Genomic DNA, 19952 nt, shown 5'->3' with positions numbered 1-19952 from the left:
GGGCTAGGGGTAAGGGGCTGGCAAAACCAGCAACCAGCAACCAGCAACGCCTTTAAAAGCTTTACAGGAGTTAACAGATGTTAGCAAACGTCCTACCCAACAACTGGAGAGAGAGTCTGCTGCGCAGCGATGTCATGGTCGCGGTGGGGTTGGTGGCCATCCTGCTGGTGATGATCATCCCCCTGCCCTCGTTCCTGCTCGACATCTGCCTCTCCCTGAACATCACCTTATCTCTGCTGATCCTGATCATCTCGCTCTACACCCTGCGGGCCCTCGATTTTGCCATTTTTCCGGCTTTGCTGCTGGCGACGACCCTGTTCCGCCTCTCACTCAACGTGGCGTCCACCCGCCTGATCCTGCTTAACGGCAACGAGGGGCCTGGTGCGGCCGGTTCGGTGATCCAATCCTTCGGCCAATTCGTGGTCGGCGGCAACTACGTGGTGGGGATCGTCATTTTCGTCATTCTGGTGGTCATCAACTTCATGGTCATCACCAAGGGCGCCGGCCGGGTGGCAGAGGTCGCGGCCCGTTTCACCCTGGATGCCATGCCCGGCAAGCAGATGGCCATCGATGCCGACCTGAACGCCGGCCTGATCAATGACGAGGAAGCCCGTCAACGCCGCCAGGAGATCGCCTCCGAATCCAACTTCTATGGCGCCATGGACGGTGCCAGCAAGTTCGTCAAGGGGGATGCCATCGCCGGCATCATCATCACCTTGATCAACATCGGCGCCGGCTTTGTCATCGGCGTCATGCAGCAGGGAATGCCGGCCGTCGAAGCCGCTCAGACCTATACCATACTGACTGTCGGAGACGGTCTGGTGGGTCAGATTCCGGCGCTCATCATCTCCACCGCCGCCGGTATTCTGGTTACCCGTACCTCCGGGGCCAAGGATTTCGGTGCCGAACTCAAGTCCCAGTTTACCGTGCACCCCCGGGCCCTCTGGGTGGTGTCCGGCATCCTGTTCGGGTTCGCCCTGATTCCGGGCTTGCCCACCCTGCCCTTTTTGGTCCTCGCCGCCGCTCTTGGTTTTATCGCCTATAAAGTGCAGAAAGCCCAGAAGGACGAGCAGCAAATTGCGGATGCCGCCGCCAAGGTCCCGGATGAACTGGTCCCACGGGAAGAAAAGTACGAGGAGATGCTCAATGTCGACCTCCTCGAACTGGAGGTCGGCTATGGACTGATCCCCCTGGTGGACGCCGCCCAGAACGGAGAACTGCTGTCCCGGATCCGCTCGATCCGCAAGCAGTTCGCCCTCGACATGGGTTTTATCGTGCCGCCGGTGCACATCAAGGACAACCTGCAGCTCAAACCGAACGAATATTCTATTCTCCTCAAGGGGATCGCCATCGCCGGCGGAGAAATTCTCCCCGGCCACTACCTGGCCATGAACCCCGGTCTGGCCACCGAACCCCTGAAAGGGATCGTCACCACCGAACCGGCCTTCGGTCTGCCCGCTACCTGGATTTCCGAAGACAAGAAGGAGCGGGCCCAGATCGCAGGTTACACGGTGGTTGACGGCACCACGGTCATCACCACTCACATCAGCGAAATCATTAAACGTCACGCTCATGAGCTGATCGGCCGCCAAGAGGTACAGAACTTGCTAAACAACTTCGGTAAGACCTATCCGAAGCTGGTGGAAGAGTTGACACCGAACATCCTCTCACTGGGAATGATCATGCGGGTACTGCAAAATCTCTTGCGCGAACAGGTGTCTATCCGGGATCTGCGAAGCATCCTCGAAACTCTGGCGGACTGGGGCCCGAGCACTTCCGATCCGGAACTTTTGACCGAACAGGTTCGACAGGCCCTGGCCCGCTCCATCAGCGGTCGCTATGCCGTCGACGACCAGCTGCTGCCCCTGCTGACCCTCGACCATACCCTTGAGGAAAAGATTCTGGATTCACTGCATCGTACCAAGGAAGGCAGCTATCTGGCCCTCGATCCGGCGACCGCCCAGGCTTTTCTGGAGAAACTGAGCGAGGCCATGCAGAAGATGGATGGCGGGACGAATCCGGTCCTGCTCTGCTCGCCAACAATTCGTCCTCATGTCAAACGGTTGACCGAACGGTACCTCTCCAATCTCGCCGTTCTGTCGCACAACGAAATCGCTCCGCACCTCAAGGTGCGGTCCATTGGAACGGTGAGTATCGATGCTCGTTAAAGTTTTCGAATCGGAAGACATGCCCTCGGCCCTGAAGAAGGTCAAGGAAACCCTCGGATCCGATGCACTGATCCTTTCCACCCGAACGGTGCGCAAAGGCATGGGGGTTTTTCGTAAACCTCTGTACGAGGTGACCGCTGCCATCGACGACCCGGCCGGTGCTCCCGCAGCTCACGACCATAAGCAGAAGAAACTGAATCAGCCGGTCTTTCCCGTGACAGCGGAAGAGGAGGAACCCCTTATCAGCTACCAGGACATCTGGAAACAGCGCAAGGTGGTGGACCCGCTGGAGGACGAGATTCGTGTGCTGAAAAGCCGGCTGGCCGACCAGGACATGAATACGGTACGCCGGGAAATCGACGAATTGAAAACCCTGGTCCGGCAGATGGCAGACGCAGGCGCCCGCCCCGCTCCCGCTCAACCGGCTCTGCCCATGCGGTCGGCGATGCCTGCCCCCGCCCCCGATCGTCGGGGTCAGGTCATGGAAATGTCGCTGCTCCGGGAAGCGCTGGCGGAGTACGGCATCGAGAGCGACGCCGTCGAAGCGATCGAGCAGCTCGCCTGGGAAAACCTGTCCCCGCAGCAGCTGCAGAACCCCCAGCGGCTCCGGGAATTTTTCAAACAGACGGTTCAGGACTTGATCCGGGTGACCGAGCCTGTACATGCTGATCGCGGCCGGCAGCGGCGTGTTGCCCTGATCGGTCCCACCGGGGTGGGAAAAACCACCACGGTCGCCAAACTGGCCGCCAACTACCTGCTTAACGGCGGAACGCGGATCGCTTTGGTCACCATCGACACCTATCGTATCGCCGCCGTCGAGCAGTTGAAGGTCTACGGCGAGATCATGAACCTGCCGGTGGAGGTGGTACTGACTCCCGATCAATTGCAGGAAGCCTTTGCCCGCCACCAGGACAAGGACCTGATACTGATCGACACCGCAGGCCGCAGCCCTCGCGACGTGCCGAGCATCGAGGAGCTGTGCCGCTTCCTCGGCCCTCAGGCCGGCACCGAAAACCATCTGGTCCTGGCGGCTCCCACGCGGGATCGGGAACTGCAGGAAACGGTGAGCCGGTTTGGCAAGCTGCCCTTGCACAGCCTGGTGTTCACCAAACTGGACGAATGCGATCAGCGGGGTTCGCTCTTCAACGTGCCCCTGCGGCAGAATCTGCCGATCAGCTATCTGACCAATGGCCAGAGAGTTCCGGAGGATCTGGTCGTGGCCGAACCCGAGGCCCTGGCCGGTTTCATCACCAATCAAACCGAAGAGAAAAGTTTATGAGCATGATTCGCGAACATGCCGATCAGGCAGAAACCCTGCGCGCCCTGAAGAATCAGATCGAGTCTGGCAGCGCAGGGAAATTGGCGCCGGCTCCCCCCCGGGTCTTCACTATCACCAGCGGCAAGGGGGGCGTAGGAAAAACGGCGGTCACCGCCAACGTCGCCATCGCTCTGGCCAAATTGGGCAAAAAGGTTCTGATCATCGATGCGGACCTGGGTCTGGCCAATATCGATGTGGTTTTCGGCCTGACGCCCCGCTACAACCTGAACCATTTTTTCAAGGGAGAACGTCACCTCGACGAAATCATGGTCGAAGGTCCCCATGGCGTCCGCATTCTGCCGGCAGGCTCCGGAATCCAGCAGTTTACTCATCTGGACAGCAGTCAGCAGCTCCGTTTCATGGAGGAACTCGACCTGCTGCACGGCCTGTTCGACATGGTGCTCATCGATACCGAAGCAGGTATTTCCGAAAACGTTACCTACTTCAGCGTGGCGGCGCAGGACATCCTCATGGTGACCACCCCCGACCCAACGGCCATTACCGATGCCTATGCCCTGATGAAACTGCTCTCGACCCGCTACCATCAGAAAAATTTCTGCCTGATCGTGAATTCGGTGGCCAATATGGAAGAAGGGTTGGACGTCTACCAGAAGCTGACGACCGTAGCCAATCGATATCTGTCCATCTCCATCGATTATTTGGGGTGCATCCCCTTCGACAAGCGCCTGAGCGAATCGATCCGGCGCCAGCAGCCGATGCTGGAACTGTATCCGGGCAGCAAGGTCAGCGGTGCCTTTACCGGCTTTGCCCAATCCCTGGCTGCCCTGCCTGAACCGTCACGGGTCAAGGGAACCATCCAGTTTTTCTGGAAGCAGATGCTCTCCATCAACACCGAGGTCGCGCCATGACGGGATTACCCGGCTACTTCCGCCCACCGGGACAGGACCACAAGGATATCCTGATCAAGAGTCATCTGCACATGGTCGGCTTCCTGACCGAGCGGATGGTATCCCAGGTGCCCCAGTTCATGACCAAGGAAGATATTTCCAGCGCCGCAATGCTGGGGCTGGTGGACGCCGCCAGCCGGTTCGACCCCTCTCTCGGAGTCACCTTCAAAACCTTTGCCGAAAAACGGATGCGGGGTGCGGTACTTGACGAGGTGCGCCGCATGGACTGGTTCTCCCGCACCATGCGCAGGAAACAGTCTTTGGTCCAGTCCGCCATCAGTGACCTGGAGCAGACCCTGAGCCGGTTCCCGGACGAAAAGGAGATCGCCAGCCATCTCGACATGGATCTGGAAGAATATCGCCAGGTGCTCCAGGACATCAGCCATCTCGGCTGCGTCAGCCTGAATGAAAGCATCGACGATTCGGAGGACGGGCCCAGCCTGCTCGACAATCTGGCCGACGACACAGCCAAAAACGCCGACGCCATTCTGGAGAACCACGAACTGACCAGGCAGCTCGCCGAACACATCGATCGCCTTTCGGAAAAGGAGCGCCTGGTTATTACCCTGTATTACTACGAAGAGCTTTCACAGAAGGAGATCTCCGAGGTCCTCGAACTGTCCGAGGGCCGGGTCTCCCAACTGCACAGTCAGGCCCTGGTAAAACTCAAAACCCACATTGGGCGCGCACAGAAAACAGCGCGCTGACGCCATGACCTTTTCGGACCCGCGACTTCTCCTGCTCATCCTGGCCCTGCTGGCGGCCTGCATGATTATCGCCCTGCAGTTCCTGCAGATCCGCAAGCTGCGCAGGACATTGCAGAAAGACAGCCAGGACCGGGCGGGCGGCGAAAAAGCACAGACCCGGCAGGGGGAGTTCCAGTCTTCGTTATTGGAAGCCACCCTTAAAAGCCGCCTGGAAAGCAGCTCCAACTGGCGCCGAACCCCCGAAAAATACCGCTATGCGTCTGCTCTTGCCGAACAGGGCGCCAATGCGGAACGAATCGCCGAGCTGCTGCAGCTGCCTCTTGCGGAGGTCCAGCAGTTGATTGCGTTGAGAAAGGCGAAGGGCGGGGGTTAATTGCTCGTTGCTAAGTCTTGGTTGTCGGGTTTGCTAGCCACTAGCCACTAGCTACCAGCTACGAGCAACCATTTTGGCCCTAAAGAATAGCTCCAAAGCGGTCGAAAAGATGCTCATAAAGAAACTTCTGCCAGAGGATAAAACATGAGCAGCGGAAAATACAGCGCCCTCTCCGGCGCAATGACGCGACTGAAGATGATGGACTCCATCAGCGACAACCTGGCCAACAGCAAGACGGTCGGTTTCAAAAAATCCCAGGTGGCATTCGAGGCGCAACTCGCCGATGCCATGGCCGTGCGGGGCGACGGCATCTTCTCTCTGACCGACATCAAGGAAGGCTTTACCGATCACTCCCAGGGTCCTTTCACAAGGACCGAAGTTCCTACCCATGTGGCCATCGACGGTGAAGGGTTTTTCAAGGTTCGGGACATTGAGGGAAACATTTTCTACACACGGCAGGGAAATTTTCACCTGGACGGCGGAATTCTGACCACCGCTCTGGGTATGCAGGTGCTCGGCGACAACGGCAAACCGATCGTTCTGACTTCCCCGGATGTCGTTATTGATGAACGGGGCAATATTCAGATCGAAGGCGGAGAAGCCATTAAACTGCCCATTTATGCCTTCAGCGATGATTCAGTCGTCGAACGCAAGGGCGGCGGGCTGTTCACCGTCGGCGAAGAGGACATCAAGGAATTCGAGGAACTGGTCACCGACCCTCAGATCATCCAGGGACAGATCGAAGATTCGAATGTCAACATGATGCAGGAAATGGGCAGAATGATCGAAGCGACGCGGGCCTTCGAAGCCTGCCAGAAGGCGCTGAAAAATTTCACTACTCTCGACAACAAGGCCATTGAACTGGGCCGGATCTGATAAGGAGACAAATTCATGATCAGGGCTTTGTGGACCGCCGCAACCGGCATGGAAACCCAGCAGACCAACATGGACGTCATCGCCAACAACCTGGCGAACGTCAACAGCGCCGGTTTCAAGAAAAGCCGGGCGGATTTCCAGGACATCCTGTATCAGACCGTCAAGGTCGCCGGCGCCTCCTCCGGAGAAGGCGTAGAACTTCCCACGGGAGTGCAGATCGGCCTCGGTTCCAGGGTTGCCGCCGTACAGAAAATCTTCACTACCGGAGACATCCAGCAGACAGGAAACGATCTCGATATCGCCATCGAAGGGTCCGGCTTCTTCCAGGTGACCCAACCCAACGGCGAAGCGGCCTATACCCGCGCCGGCGCTTTCAAGAAGGACGGCACCGGCCGGCTGGTCACCTCCAACGGGCTTCCCCTCTTTCCGGAAATCATCATCCCGGAAAACGCCACCGACATCTCCATCGGCCAGTCCGGTGTGGTGGAAGTCTATCTGGATGGTGAAAGCGAACCCACCCAGGTCGGCACCATCGAACTGACCCGGTTCTCCAACCCGGCCGGGCTCAAGGCCATCGGTCACAACCTGTTCACAGAAACACCGACCACGGGGGCGCCCAGCAGCGGCCTGCCCGGTGAAAACGGCTTCGGCGTCCTGGCTCAGGGTTTCTTGGAAGGGTCCAACGTCAGCATCATGGAGGAGATGGTCAACATGATCGCCGGCCAGCGGGCCTACGAGATCAACTCCAAAGCAATCAAAACCGCCGACGAAATGCTGCAGATGACCAACAATCTGATGTAAAAGACTGCAGCGCTCGCCTCTCGTTGTCAGTGAAGCGAAAGCGAAACGGTTGTCGTTGTCGTAATCGAAATTGGCAGTTTTAATTCAGATTACGACAACGACAACGATGCCGGGGCATGGCATGGATAGTACCAACTTGAAAAGTTGTAACCAGAACGGATTTATATTGATGCACTTTTTCCCCCGCATATCCCCGATCGCCCTGCTTCTGACGGCATGGATGCTTTTCATCGCTGTCGGCGCTGCCGTGGCCGCCGAAAACCTTGTCCATCCGGATCAGTTGCGCCGGTTCCTGGAGGAATACCTGGAGCAGCATAAGCATCAGCTGCCCGACGCCGAAATCCGCTTCAAAGAGCTTCGTCTGCCCGATCCTTTTTCCGTACCGGCTGGCAAGCTGACCTGTGAGATCAACCCTTCCGATCCGCGAATCCTTCCCAGCCGACGCTTCAATCTGATACTGCGTGTTAATGGAGAAGTCGTTGAAAATTTGGCTGTCAGCGGAACTCTGGAGGCGATGGCGGAGGTTGCCATCGCCGCCGGCGATCTGCGCCGGGGAGCCTTGATCGAAGCGGGAGATATCGAGATGGCGGAGCGCGACCTCAATCAGCTGCGCAGTCCCTGCTTCGATGCAGCCGAACTGGTCGGCAAGCGCCTGAAGCGTTCCTTGCGGCCAGGCGACGCCTTCGAGCGGGCTTCCATCGAGTTTCCGCCCCTGGTCAAGCGGGGCGAGATGGTGACCATGACCGCCCGCCGGGGCGCCCTGGTCGTGACCACACGGGGTCTGGCCCAACAGAATGGACTGGAAGGGGACATGATCCGGGTCCGCAACACCACGTCCAACAAGGACATTCTTTGCCGGGTCACCGGTCCCGAAGCGGTGAGCGTGGAGTTCTGAAATGAAACAATACTCGCATATCCTGGTATTTGCAGCAGCCTTGATATCATTGACGGCATGTGCGCCCACCCTGCCCCCAATGACCGGTCCTCAGCTCCCGTCCGACAACGCGCCTCCGATCGTCGTTGAAACGCCCCAGTCCCCCGGAAGCCTCTGGACCACGAGCCGAGGCAGCCTGTTCGGCGACGTCAAAGCCACCCAGGTCGGCGACATCCTGACCGTTGCCATCTTCGAAAAAGCCAGCGCCAGCCGCGAGGCGACCACCTCCACCGGGCGTTCCAGCTCGATGGACGCCGGCATCGACAACTTCTTTGGCCTTGAAAACAATCTCGCCAAACTGAGCAGTTCCATCGACCCCTCAAAGCTGGTCGGCACCAGCTACGAAAACGATTTCAATGGCTCCGGCAGCACCAGCCGCAGAGAGGACCTGGTTGCGACCCTGACGACCCGGGTGGTGGAGGTCTATCCCAACGGCAACCTGCGCATCGAGGGAGGCAAGACGGTCACCGTCAACAACGAGGACCAGATCATCGTTCTCACCGGCATCGTCCGCCCCAACGACATTTCGCCGCAGAACATCGTCAACTCCAAGAACGTGCTCGATGCCAAAATTGCCTATACAGGCAAAGGGGTCATCAGCGACAAGCAGAAACCGGGCTGGATGGTGCGGATTCTGGATAATGTCTGGCCGTTTTAAATCCGTCATGCCCGAGTTGTTCTATCGGGCATCCATGATTGTAAACACTGAAAGGGCTGGATTCCCGATCAAAATCGCTTCGGGAATGACACCCAGAGTTCTTTTCGCCACACCTTCGCTTCGCCCTGTGGTGAAAGCTTTTGATCTTGATATACTCTCAGGGTAATACCATGACAAAATCTTACCTCCGTTGGCTGGTTTTCCTTTTTTCGGCCCTGCTGTTGTTGCCCGACGTTACCTCGGCCGCCCGCATCAAGGACGTCGCCCGCCTCGAGGGCGTTCGCGACAACCAACTGGTCGGTTACGGCCTGGTCGTCGGGCTCAACGGCAGCGGAGACAGCGACAGTACGCAGTTCACGGTGCAGTCGCTGGTCAACATGATGGAACGCCTCGGCGTAACGGTCAATCCCGGCGAGGTCACCGTGGAGAACGTCGCGGCTGTCATCGTTACGGCCGACCTGCCCCCCTTCGCCAAAACAGGTTCCACCATCGACGTATTGGTTTCCTCCATCGGCGACGCTGACAGCCTGGCTGGGGGCAGCCTGCTGATGACTCCCCTCAAGGGCCCCGATGGGCAGATCTACGCCGTCGCCCAGGGGGCGCTGACGGTGGGGTCCCTGGCCTTCGGCGGCAAGGCGGCCAAGGTGCAGAAAAACCACCCGACCGTAGGACGCATCCCGGGCGGTGCCCTGGTAGAGCGGGAAGTTGCTTTCCAGTTCTCTGCCGGTGAAACCCTCCGCTACCAGTTGGGGGACCCCGACTTCACCACCGTTTCCCGAATCACCACCGTTATCAACGATTATTTCAAGGCGGCCCTGGCAAAGCCCATGGACAGCGGCAGCCTCGAGGTCGCCATCCCCGCAAACTACCAGAGCCGGCCCATCGAATTCATTGCAGCCATCGAAGCCCTCCCCGTCCAGCCGGACAGCATCGCCCGCATCGTGGTCAACGAAAAAACCGGAACCATCGTCATGGGCGAAGGGGTTCGACTGGCGACGGTCGCCGTTTCCCACGGCAATCTGAACCTGGTCATCAGCGAGTCGGCCCAGGTATCCCAGCCTGCACCATTCTCCGAGGGACAGACGGTGGTCGTACCGGAGACCCAGATCAGCGCTACCGAAGAGGGGGGCGAACTGGTCGTGCTGCAGATGGGCGTCAGCATCGGCGATGTGGCCCAGGCCCTCAACGCCATCGGCGCCACCCCCCGCGACCTTATCGCCATCTTCCAGGCGATCAAGGCCGCCGGTGCGCTGCATGCGGAGTTGGTGGTTTTGTAAAACCTAAAGGCGTGGCTAGTAGCTGGTGGCTAGTAGCTCGTAAAAGCAAAATCCCCAGCAACGAGCCACGAGCCACGAGCCACGAGCCACAGGATTCTAACATGGACCTCAGCTTCGATCCGAAATTCGTCATCAGCCAGGCCCTCGCTCCCCGCACACAGGGTGAAGAGGAAAAGTCCTCGAAAAATCCCGAAGCCCTGCGCCGGGCCTGTCAGGATTTTGAGGCGGTGATGCTCAAGGCCATGCTCAAGAGCATGCGCGACACGGTTCCCGATGACGGGCTGGTGGAACAAAGCAACGGCCAGGAGATCTTCAACGATCTCATGGATCAGGAAGTCGCCACCCAGATGGCCCGCACCGAAGGCGTGGGGATCGGGGAGATGCTGTTCAGACAGCTGCAGAAACTGGAAAAATAAACAAGACGCAGCTGGCGGCGATCTGACGGATCGGTCGGAACGCCGCCAGCAAACAATTCCCCTCCCTCGCCCCGCTTCCCGCAAAAAAACTCCTAAACTATTCCCTCTGCCCGGTCGATACGTAGAGTAAGAAACATCAGAACACTTAAAAAAACCAGCTCGTCTCACAATTTGGTGCTGCCGATTATTTCGCAGAGCAGCCATTGATTCGAATCAACGGTGGATATCCGCGGCCACGGAATCCACAAAACCCAAGGTGAAGACCATGACTATCAACAAAATTTACGGCAACAACGGCATCGGCCCCATCGACAAATCCCGCGTTTCCAACCGGGTGAAGGATGCGGACGGTAAAACCGAATCTGCCGGCAGCGACAAAGTCCAGTTCTCCGATGTGCTGCAGCAGGTCAATCGGGCCAAGGAAGCTTCCCCTTCAGCCGATGTCGAAAGGGCGGAAAAGCTTCAGGCTCTCAAGGAACAGATCGAGGCAGGGACCTATCGCCCCGACACCCGCAAGGTCGCGGCCAGCCTGATCAAATTCATCGCCGGGAATAAATGATCATGTCCGAATCGACATTGCGCCAGCAGCTTATCGACCTGCAGCAGGTCATCATCCAGGAACGGGAATACGCCAAGGCTCTCGACATGGAGAATCTGGCCCGCATCGGTGAAATCAAAAGCCGCATGCTGACGGTCCTGGACACCATCGGCGAGCGTCCCGAGGACGAGGAGACCCGCCGGCTGGCCGCAACCGTCAAGGAAGAAAACCGGCGCAACGCCTACCTGTTCTACATGACCCTGCAATGGGTCCGCAACCTGATGACCTTCTACGGTCAGCGCACCGTACCGAACACCTACGGAGCCCAGGGCAACGACGTCCGCCTGCAGCATGGCGGTCGTCTTCTCTCCGGGAGGATCTGATATGGGCGGCCTGTCCACGGCATTGAACACCGGCAAGACCAGTCTCTCGACAACCCAGAAGATCATCGAGATCTCCGGTAACAACATTGCCAACGTCAACACCCCCGGTTATTCCCGCCAGAAGGCCACGCTCAGCACCTACCCTTCCCTGACCTTTGGCGGTTTTGTCGTCGGCCAGGGGGTACTGGTCAACAACATCGAGCGGGAACACGATGCCTTTCTCACCAGCGAGATCCGCGACAAGAGCGCAAGCTATGGCGAAGAGGATGCCAAAACGATGCCGCTGGCCGAACTGGAACGTCTCTTCAACATTTCCGACGGCGGGCTGGGCACCGAGATCGACAACTTCTTCGACTCCTGGCAGGAACTCGCGGCAAATCCGGGCGGCCAGACCGAACGCGACCTGGTCATTCAGCAGGGCGGCCTGCTGGCCGATGCCTTTCATTCCACCATTGAGGGACTCGATTCAGTGAGGCGCAACATCGATGAAACCCTGCTCGCGAAGCTGGAGGGAATCAACGACAGTCTGCAACGGGTCGCCGACCTCAACAACCGTATCGCGACCATCGAAAGCGTCGGTCAATCGGCCAATTCCTTCCGGGATGAAAGGGACCTGCTGCTCGCCGACCTGTCGAAAACGATCGGAGCCAAGAGCCTTGAAAACAAGGACGGCGTCGTCTCCGTCCAGTTGCCGAACGGCCTTCCCCTGGTGCAGAACGGCCAGGCCATTACGCTGGAAGGATCGATCGTCGCCAACGAACTGCAGCTCAACGTCACTGTCGGCACCATTTCCAGACCGGTGGATACCACCCGCCTGGGCGGCGAATTCAAGGGGCTGCTCGAAATCCGCGACCAGTTGATCCCCGAACTCGAAGGCAAGGTTGACAAACTGGCAAACGATTTGATTCAGGCAGTGAATAATGTACACCGAAACGGCACCGCTCTGAACGGCGTTACGGGGGCCGATTTCTTCAACGATCCGGGTACGGTCGCGGGCTCCGCCAATGCGATTTCGGTGTTGCTGACCAGTCCTGACGAAGTCGCCGCCGGACAGTCTTCGGCGCCGGGAGACAACACCATTGCCCAGGCGATAGCCGAACTGGGCAGCGCCAAGGTGGTCGACGGCAACGACACCCTGGTCGGCTCCTACTCCCGGATCGTTTCCCGGGTGGGCGTCGAATCCGGACAGAACGAACTGGCCCGCAACGCCAACGAAGACACCATGACCCAGTTGCAGAACCTGCGCGACGGCGTGGCCGGCGTCTCCCTGGAAGAAGAGATGATCAACCTGATCAAGTTTCAAAAAGGTTTCGAAGCCTCGGCCAAGCTCCTCTCCACGGTGGACGAGATGATGGATACCCTGATGAGCATCAAGAGGTGATAAGCCATGAAAACGACCCAGGCGACCGTTTACCGGGCCCTTCAACACCAGATCAACAAGATGGAAGACCGGCTGCTCGATCAGCGCCTGTCCGCCGCCACCGGCAAGCGGATCAACAAACCCTCCGACGATCCCTCGGCCGTTCGCCCGGTCCTCAACGCCCGCAGCCAGATCCAGCAGAGCGACCGGTACCTGCGCAGCCTCGGCACCGCCTCCGACCGCCTGCAGATCCAGGATTCCCATCTCGACCAGGTGAGCAACCTGCTTATCCGGGCCCAGGAAACCACCATCGCCGCCGGTAACGGCGCGGCGAGCGCCGCTGACCTGCAGAGCTACGCGAACGACATCGCCAATATCCGGGAAGAGCTCTATGCCCTGGCCAACTCCCAGGTCGACGGCAAATACATCTTCGCCGGGTTCGAGGAAAACACAATTCCCTTCCCCGACACCAGCGACCCCTTTACCTACGACGGTACCAGCGATGAGATCAGGCTGGAGATTGCTCCCGGGGAAAAGATCCAAACCAATCTGACCGGTGACAGGCTGTTCCAGGGGGCAGGAATACCTGGCGGAATCAACCTGTTCGACCTGCTGAGCCAGATCGAGACCAGCCTCACCTCCAATGACCCGACCGCGGCCCTGAGCCACCTCGACGATTTGAAGGCCGGATCGGAGCAGGTCAGCCTCATGCGCAGCAAGATGGGCAACATCGCCCAGCGGGTTGAGAACGCCCAACTGCACATGGAAAACGTCAAGATCGACATGCAGGAAGTGCTGTCCCGCTACGAAGACGTCGACATCGTCGAAACGATCACCAATCTCAATCAGCAGCAGCTGGCTTTCGAAGCGGCGCTGAATGTGACGGGTAAGGTTTCGGAGTTGTCAATTTTGAATTACTTGTAAAGCAAAACCAGGATAGGACGCAGATCAAATCTGATGCTTCGCATACGCAGATCAATCAAAACCAAAATGCATTTAGGTCAAGTTTTATGCCTTATCAGCGTTTATCTGCGTTAATCAGCGTCCAATCTGCCTCTTAGACTTAATCCAGACGCCTTAGGATGAAGGCGCCAACCAACGCCAGGGAGGGCAAACATGCTTGTACTCACCCGTAAAGCCGGTGAAGGAATCGTCATCGGCGACGACATCAAGATAACCGTAATCGAGCTGAAGGGCGGCGGCATCCGTATCGGCATCGAGGCCCCTTCAGATAAAAAAATCTATCGGCAGGAAGTTTACGACCGTATTTGCCTGGAAAACAAGGAGGCGACCCAATGGAACCTTGCAGATCTGAACGATTTGAGCAGCAGCCTGGCCGGGAGGAAAGAACCGAAATGAGGAAGATTCAGAGCCGCTTCGGCGAAATCGAATACAGCGACGAAAACCTCCTGACCTTCCCGGAAGGACTCATCGGTTTCGAGCATCTGCGCAGGTTCGTGGTCATGCCCAACGAGAAGGAAGGTCCCCTGTTCTGGATTCAGAGCGTCGAGGACCCGAACATCGCCTTCATCCTCACCGATCCGACCAATTTCTTTCTCGATTACCGGGTGGTTCCCGATCAGCGGGAGCGGGTGAAATTGGGACTCGAGGAGACGGAGGAATGCTTCGTCCTGACCGTGGTGACCGTGCCTCCCGACCGGAAGATCACCCTCAACCTGGCTGCGCCGATCCTGTTCGCACCGAAAAGCAACCGGGCGCTGCAGGTCATCCTGGAAGGCACCAAATACCAGAGCCGCACCCCCCTGCCGACTATCGAGGAAGCCCGGGCCGCGGCCGAAGAAAAGGCTGGCCAATAACCTGAAAGGCAAATTGAACGCAGATAAAAGCGGATGGACGCAGATGATTTCAAAAGCAAACCGGAATCCAAAAGAAGAAACATTCAGATTTTAACTATATCCGCCTCTATCCGCAGTTATCTGCGTTCGAAAAGCCTATGACTATGAATATTGAAAAATAATCCTAAAGATTTCGGTTTTGAAGGTCGAAAAGTGAGTCAAAGAGCAAATCCGGGAAAATCCAGTCGAAGGAGGTGAGTGAATCAACCCGAACCTTCCCGGCAGGCAAACAAAAAACAGAACAAAAACCAAAACCAGGGCAAGGATGCCCGCCAAACCATCATTCACGGAGGAATAAACCATGGCAATTACCATCAACACTAACGTAATGTCCCTCAACGCTCAGCGTAACCTCGGCCAGTCTCAGGGTGCCTTGGGCAAATCGATGCAACGCCTCTCTTCCGGTCTGCGCATCAACAGCGCCAAGGACGACGCCGCCGGTCTGGCGATCTCCGACCGCATGACCTCGCAGATCCGCGGCCTCAACCAGGCCGCCCGGAACGCCAACGACGGCATCTCCCTGGCCCAGACCGCTGAAGGCGCCCTGGGAGAAAGCACCAACATTCTGCAGCGCATGCGCGAACTGGCCGTACAGTCGGCCAACGATACCAACACCAATCAAGACCGGGCATCTCTTCAGGCGGAAGTTGACCAGCTGATTTCGGAACTGGACCGTATCGGCAACAACACCACCTTCAACGGTAAAAAACTCCTCGATGGAAGCATGACCGACGCCAAGTTCCATGTTGGCGCCAATGCCGACCAATCCATCTCTCTGTCGATCAGCGATGCCCGTGCCAATGCTCTGGGTGCCAACGCGGAAGTATCCTCTACTGGAATAACTGCACCTGGTACGGCATCCGGACTCTTGACCAACATTTCAGGCGTACTGACGATCAACGATCAGGTCATTACCACCTCAAATGACAATCTTTCCACCACAGACGCCGATAACTCGGCAGCTTCGGTTGCTGCAGGGATCAATGCCTTTTCTGCTACGACCGGTGTAAGCGCCACAGCCAACGCAACAACTGTTAATTTGGGTGCTGTTTCCCTCGATGCAGACGGCCTGGCAGCAGGTGAATTCGCGATTAACGGCGTCGATATTATGTTGGCTTCAGTTCAGGCTGCCGATGCAAACGGCGCTTTGACTGATGCGATCAATGCTGTGTCAAACCAAACCGGTGTTACCGCTGAAATGAACTCTTCCAACCAAATGGTTCTTACGGCTAGCGATGGCCGTAATATCCAGCTGGAAGCAGATGGTAACGGCGACGCCTTGTTTGGCAGTCTCGACCTGACGGCGGTTCAAGATGAGGTCATCGTCGGCTCCGTAACTCTCAGCAGTGAAAATGCAATCGTTATCAATCAGGGTACGGCTGCTGGTTCGGGTATGACCTTTACCGCAGGAACAACCAATGTAACGACTGCGAACTCCATGACCAACGTGGATATTTCCACTCAGTCCGGAGCGAACAGCGCGATCACCAACATCGACCGCGCCATTGCCCAGATCGACTCCTCCCGCGGAGATCTCGGCGCCGTGCAGAACCGCTTCGAATCGACCATCGCCAACCTCAACAACGTTGCTGAAAACCTGAGCGCCGCCCGCAGCCGGATCCTGGATGCAGACATCGCGCAGGAAACCTCCAACATGACCAAGCAGAACATTCTGCAGCAGGCCGGCGTCTCCATTCTGGCCCAGGCCAACCAGGCCCCGCAGCTGGCTCTGTCGCTGCTCGGCTAAGGCCGGATCGGTCATCCAACCTGGGGGGCCGGGTTTCCCGGCCCCCTTTCTCAAGGAGCTAACAGGAGGCAACCATGAAAGTTGACTCTGCAGCCGTCTCCGGGACCGTCACGCCAAAATTGGCGACAAGCGCCGACGAAATCACTCGCGTCCGCGAAGAAACCGCCAACCGGGTCGATTCGGATACCGCCAGGAAAAAGGTGCAGCCCGAGGAGATACTCGATCAGATCAAGTCCCTCACTGAAGACGGCGCCTACAGTGTACGTTTTGAGATGGAGCATAAGACCAACCAGATGGTGGTGCGTCTTGTGGAGGTCGAATCGGGCGAAATGATTCGACAGATTCCACCCGAAGAACTTATCGATCTGACCAAACACTTGAAAGAACTACGCGGCAGCCTGGTGGACACCACCGGGTAGACTGCACGGAGGGGAGCAAACCATGGCGATATCTTTCGGCGGCCTGGCCACCGGCCTGGACACCACCTCTCTGATCAAACAGTTGATGGAGGCTGAGCGCCGGCCGCTCAGCCGACTGGAGACGGACAAGGCTTTTTTCAGCGCGCGTTTGTCGGCCCTCGCCAAGTTCGAGGACAAGTTGGATGGCTTTTTGTCGAAAATCGAGGATCTCGATTCGGTAACCGAACTGCAGGCAAAAAAAGCAACCTTGAGTTCGGAAGATTTCTTTGCCGCTACCGCCGACAGCGATGCACTCCCCGGCAGCTACCAGGTCGAGGTGGTCGATCTTGCTCAGGTACAGAAAAGTGTCAGCCAGGGGGTTTCCAGCAAAACGGCCAACAGTTTCGGTACAGGCAGTTTGACCCTGACCGTGGGCAGTGAAGCACCGGTGAGTATTACCATCGATGCCGAAAGCAATTCTCTGGAAGGCATCATGACCGCCATCAACGAAGCGGATGCAGGCGTCACGGCAGCCATCATCAACGACGGCACCGCAAGTCCCTATCGGCTGGTTGTGACCGGGAACGATATCGCTACCGGGTTCAGTCTCGATTTCTCTGCCTTGGCAGGGGGCGTTGAGGGTTATGAGCCTCCGGCGCTTGCTACAACCCAAAACGCCCAACAGGCTCACATCCGTGTGGACGGCATCGATATTTACAGCGACAGCAACACCCTGAGCGAAGCAATTCCCGGCGTGTCACTGGACCTGTCAAAGGCTGAAGAAGGCACCCTTACCAACCTGACCGTAAAGTTGGATGAGGACTCCATAAAAGGATTAATCAAAGATTTCGTTTCGGGCTATAACGATGTTGTTTCCTTCGTCACCAGCCAGTCCAAATCCGAGGGGGGAAGCGCGGGCATTCTGGTTGGGGATTCGGGCCTCAACAACATCAAGCGACGCCTGCAGAGCCTGCTGACCACTCAAGCCGGTGGCAGCATCACCTCTCTGTCCCAGTTGGGTCTCGAAACCCAAAAAGACGGCACCCTTCAGATCGATGACGCAACATTATCGGATGCAATCAAGAGCAACCTCTCCGGTGTGACCGAACTGTTGGTGGGCAATGAATCGGTAGATGGCATCGCCACCCGCTTCAAAAACTATCTGGAAGATATCACCGACAACACCGATGGTTTTTATGCCGGTCGCAAGGAAAGCATCGAGAGAAACGTAAAACGCATTGAAAAAGGCATTGAACGCATGGAGATGCGTCTTGAAAAACGGGAGCAGAACCTTTACGACCAGTTCAACGCCCTCGAGCAATTGATAAGCGGCATGAACTCGACCAGCAGTTATCTGAGCGCACAACTGGAATCACTCGAAAATTTGTGGAGTTATAAACGATGAATGCCTATCTGAACAGTTACCAGCAGAACCAGATCTCCACTGCATCCCGCGAGCAGATCCTGATCATGCTCTACGACGGCGCGATCCGCTTCACCCGGCAGGCCATCCATGCCATCGGGGAGGGGAACATTTCCGGCAAGGTCACTGGTATCCAGAAGGCCATGGCCATCGTCATGGAATTCCGCAATACTCTGGATCACCAGATCGGCGGGGAAATCGCCGCCAACCTCGATGCCCTGTACGACTACATGATCCGCAACATGCTCGAGGCCAACCTGACAAACGAAGCGAAACCTCTCGAGGTGGTCGAAGGCCTGTTGTGCGATCTTCGGGAAACCTGGACGCAGGCTATCGAAACAGTCCGCGAGGAACAGAAGGTCGAGACCAAGACGGCCAATGGCGATTACAAACCTCTGAATGCCAGCTTCTGAGGTGAGACGATGGAACTGGAAAATCTCCTTCAGCTTTCCCTGCAGCAATACCGGGACCTTCTAAATAAGCTGGAGGAAATCGGAGGAATGCTGAAAAAGGGGCAGGGAGATGCTGTCGGCGTTTCGCTGCAGGGCTGGATGCAGCTTCGGGATGAAGCGCATCTGATCGATGGTCGAATCGCTGATCTGTTGACAGCGAAGCCGGAAACTCCTCTCCCCTCCTCTTTTCTGGCAACAAAAAGATCGCTGATGACCGATCTCGCCGATCGCTGCCAGGAAATTCTTACCCAAGCCACGGCACACAAGGCGCTGGTTCGGGATGAATTGGCTCAACTCCGGGAGGGCCGCACTGCAATCAGCGGATATAAAACTCCTTCGTCATATTCCGGCAGCAGGGTCAGTTCCAGGCAGTGAATTCAACGCCAGGACACCAGGACGCCAAGTCGCAAAGAAACCAATGAACAAGATGATCCTGATCGTTTTTCCCCTTGCGCCTTTGCGCCCCCGCTCCTTTGCATTAAGCCTTTGTGATTGAAGGTTTTATCTTCACAGTAGTCAAGTGCATAACCAGAAAACTTTGTTTGCGTTATCGGGAAAGTAAGGCTAATATGGCTGCTCGTATTGCCCTTGAATTAGACGGAAAAGCCGGGTTTCGACAGCGTCATTGGAACCACGACCCAAAGCTGCCCAATCAAAAACAATAACGGACCCGAAACCGCTTCATGTCAGCTCTCGATCATCTAAAAGATTTTCGGATTATTCAGATCACCCTTCCCATCAGGGATGATCAGACCATGTCCCTGGAGTGCGTGGCGCGCCGACGGTCCGTGGATACTGTCGAGGCGACCTTCCTGACCGGTCAGCTGCCTGTTGAGGAACTGGATCTGAAAGGCGGCTGCCGTCTCTTTTTTGAGGAAGATGGGCACCCAATCCGCCTCAGGGCGACCATAGAGGAGGTCCTCGACGGGGACAAACTGCGTTTAAAGGTTGTCGAAACACCGCTGCAGTTCGGCAACCGCGAATTCTTCCGGGTGGATACCGACCTGACCATCCGCTATACCCGCTTTGTGGAAGGCGAGGAGAACCAGCCCCGCCAAATTAAGGCGCGGGTCAATATCAGCGGCTGCGGCATTCGCATGCCCCTGCCTGATACCGTCCAGCTGAATGAAAAGATTTCTCTAACCTTGATTTTCAGTGAGGATCCCCCGAAACAGGCCACCTGCATCGGCCAGGTCAAACGTTTGTGCCCTTTTGCCGGAGGCCGAAAAGGAGTAGCCATGCACTTTATCGAGATTGAGTCTGCCGACCGCGACGCGATTATCGGTTTTTGCATGGCGGCCCAGCGTGAGGAACTGCGCAACAAGATTCAGACCCGGGATCTGGGGTAGCAGGAACAAT

23 protein-coding genes are annotated in these 19952 nt (G+C 57.2%); all 23 read left to right on the top strand.

The annotated features are described in order from the left end of the window. The first annotated feature begins 77 nt into the window (after positions 1 to 77). The 23 genes from flhA (at position 78) to R2940_03115 (ending at position 19942) form a co-directional block, all read left to right on the top strand. A complete protein-coding gene (flhA, locus tag R2940_03225) occupies positions 78 to 2168 on the top strand; it encodes a flagellar biosynthesis protein FlhA (GenBank protein MEZ4598784.1) in 2091 nt (696 codons plus the stop codon). Further along, positions 2158 to 3447, top strand: coding sequence for a flagellar biosynthesis protein FlhF (gene flhF, locus R2940_03220; GenBank protein MEZ4598783.1), 1290 nt, complete (start codon positions 2158 to 2160; stop codon positions 3445 to 3447). Before flhA ends, flhF begins: the two co-directional genes overlap by 11 nt. After that, positions 3444 to 4355 (top strand): MinD/ParA family protein, encoded by a 912-nt coding sequence (locus R2940_03215; GenBank protein ID MEZ4598782.1) that lies wholly within the window; start codon positions 3444 to 3446, stop codon positions 4353 to 4355. The genes flhF and R2940_03215 overlap by 4 nt, the downstream gene beginning before the upstream one ends. After that, the gene (locus R2940_03210) at positions 4352 to 5101 is read left to right on the top strand and encodes a FliA/WhiG family RNA polymerase sigma factor (protein ID MEZ4598781.1); all 750 of its coding nucleotides are present in this window, start codon (positions 4352 to 4354) and stop codon (positions 5099 to 5101) included. The genes R2940_03215 and R2940_03210 overlap by 4 nt, the downstream gene beginning before the upstream one ends. A 4-nt stretch (positions 5102 to 5105) precedes the next feature. Next, positions 5106 to 5474: a hypothetical protein gene (locus R2940_03205; protein ID MEZ4598780.1), complete on the top strand. Its 369-nt coding sequence runs from the start codon at positions 5106 to 5108 to the stop codon at positions 5472 to 5474. A 144-nt stretch (positions 5475 to 5618) separates the two neighbouring features. Continuing rightward, positions 5619 to 6350, top strand: coding sequence for a flagellar hook basal-body protein (locus R2940_03200; protein ID MEZ4598779.1), 732 nt, complete (start codon positions 5619 to 5621; stop codon positions 6348 to 6350). A 15-nt stretch (positions 6351 to 6365) separates the two neighbouring features. Then, positions 6366 to 7151, top strand: coding sequence for a flagellar basal-body rod protein FlgG (gene flgG / locus R2940_03195; protein ID MEZ4598778.1), 786 nt, complete (start codon positions 6366 to 6368; stop codon positions 7149 to 7151). Positions 7152 to 7272: 121 nt separating this feature from the next. After that, a complete protein-coding gene (flgA, locus tag R2940_03190; protein MEZ4598777.1) occupies positions 7273 to 8046 on the top strand; it encodes a flagellar basal body P-ring formation chaperone FlgA in 774 nt (257 codons plus the stop codon). Between the two features lies 1 nt (position 8047). After that, positions 8048 to 8743: a flagellar basal body L-ring protein FlgH gene (locus R2940_03185; GenBank protein ID MEZ4598776.1), complete on the top strand. Its 696-nt coding sequence runs from the start codon at positions 8048 to 8050 to the stop codon at positions 8741 to 8743. A 170-nt stretch (positions 8744 to 8913) separates the two neighbouring features. After that, positions 8914 to 10020: a flagellar basal body P-ring protein FlgI gene (locus R2940_03180; GenBank protein ID MEZ4598775.1), complete on the top strand. Its 1107-nt coding sequence runs from the start codon at positions 8914 to 8916 to the stop codon at positions 10018 to 10020. Between the two features lie 101 nt (positions 10021 to 10121). Beyond that, positions 10122 to 10436: a rod-binding protein gene (locus tag R2940_03175; GenBank protein ID MEZ4598774.1), complete on the top strand. Its 315-nt coding sequence runs from the start codon at positions 10122 to 10124 to the stop codon at positions 10434 to 10436. Between the two features lie 265 nt (positions 10437 to 10701). Continuing rightward, positions 10702 to 10995, top strand: coding sequence for a flagellar biosynthesis anti-sigma factor FlgM (gene flgM, locus R2940_03170; GenBank protein ID MEZ4598773.1), 294 nt, complete (start codon positions 10702 to 10704; stop codon positions 10993 to 10995). Positions 10996 to 10997: 2 nt separating this feature from the next. Then, positions 10998 to 11357 carry a hypothetical protein gene (locus R2940_03165; GenBank protein MEZ4598772.1) on the top strand — a complete coding sequence of 120 codons (360 nt, stop codon included), beginning with the start codon at positions 10998 to 11000 and terminating at the stop codon, positions 11355 to 11357. Between the two features lies 1 nt (position 11358). Further along, positions 11359 to 12738, top strand: a complete 1380-nt coding sequence (flgK, locus tag R2940_03160) for a flagellar hook-associated protein FlgK (protein MEZ4598771.1) — start codon at positions 11359 to 11361, stop codon at positions 12736 to 12738. Between the two features lie 6 nt (positions 12739 to 12744). Beyond that, positions 12745 to 13641, top strand: coding sequence for a flagellar hook-associated protein FlgL (flgL, locus tag R2940_03155; protein MEZ4598770.1), 897 nt, complete (start codon positions 12745 to 12747; stop codon positions 13639 to 13641). Positions 13642 to 13833: 192 nt separating this feature from the next. Further along, positions 13834 to 14076: a carbon storage regulator CsrA gene (csrA, locus tag R2940_03150; protein MEZ4598769.1), complete on the top strand. Its 243-nt coding sequence runs from the start codon at positions 13834 to 13836 to the stop codon at positions 14074 to 14076. After that, complete coding sequence (locus R2940_03145; GenBank protein MEZ4598768.1) at positions 14073 to 14534, top strand: flagellar assembly protein FliW; 462 nt, start codon at positions 14073 to 14075, stop codon at positions 14532 to 14534. The genes csrA and R2940_03145 overlap by 4 nt, the downstream gene beginning before the upstream one ends. A gap of 340 nt (positions 14535 to 14874) precedes the next feature. Further along, positions 14875 to 16320, top strand: coding sequence for a flagellin (locus R2940_03140; GenBank protein ID MEZ4598767.1), 1446 nt, complete (start codon positions 14875 to 14877; stop codon positions 16318 to 16320). A 74-nt stretch (positions 16321 to 16394) separates the two neighbouring features. Beyond that, on the top strand, positions 16395 to 16739 hold the full coding sequence (locus tag R2940_03135) for a flagellar protein FlaG (GenBank protein MEZ4598766.1): 345 nt from the start codon (positions 16395 to 16397) through the stop codon (positions 16737 to 16739). Positions 16740 to 16761: 22 nt separating this feature from the next. Then, entirely contained in the window at positions 16762 to 18123 is a 1362-nt protein-coding gene (gene fliD, locus R2940_03130; GenBank protein ID MEZ4598765.1) for a flagellar filament capping protein FliD, read from the top strand. Next, entirely contained in the window at positions 18120 to 18554 is a 435-nt protein-coding gene (fliS, locus tag R2940_03125) for a flagellar export chaperone FliS (GenBank protein MEZ4598764.1), read from the top strand. Before fliD ends, fliS begins: the two co-directional genes overlap by 4 nt. 9 nt (positions 18555 to 18563) lie before the next feature. Further along, entirely contained in the window at positions 18564 to 18968 is a 405-nt protein-coding gene (locus R2940_03120; GenBank protein MEZ4598763.1) for a hypothetical protein, read from the top strand. Between the two features lie 308 nt (positions 18969 to 19276). Continuing rightward, the gene (locus R2940_03115; protein ID MEZ4598762.1) at positions 19277 to 19942 is read left to right on the top strand and encodes a PilZ domain-containing protein; all 666 of its coding nucleotides are present in this window, start codon (positions 19277 to 19279) and stop codon (positions 19940 to 19942) included. The last annotated feature ends 10 nt before the right edge of the window (positions 19943 to 19952 follow it).

It is taken from the genome of Syntrophotaleaceae bacterium (assembly GCA_041390365.1).
Taxonomy (GTDB): domain Bacteria; phylum Desulfobacterota; class Desulfuromonadia; order Desulfuromonadales; family Syntrophotaleaceae; genus JAWKQB01.
Note: the sequence above shows the minus strand (reverse complement) of the source record. Positions and strands in the feature narration are given on the sequence as shown.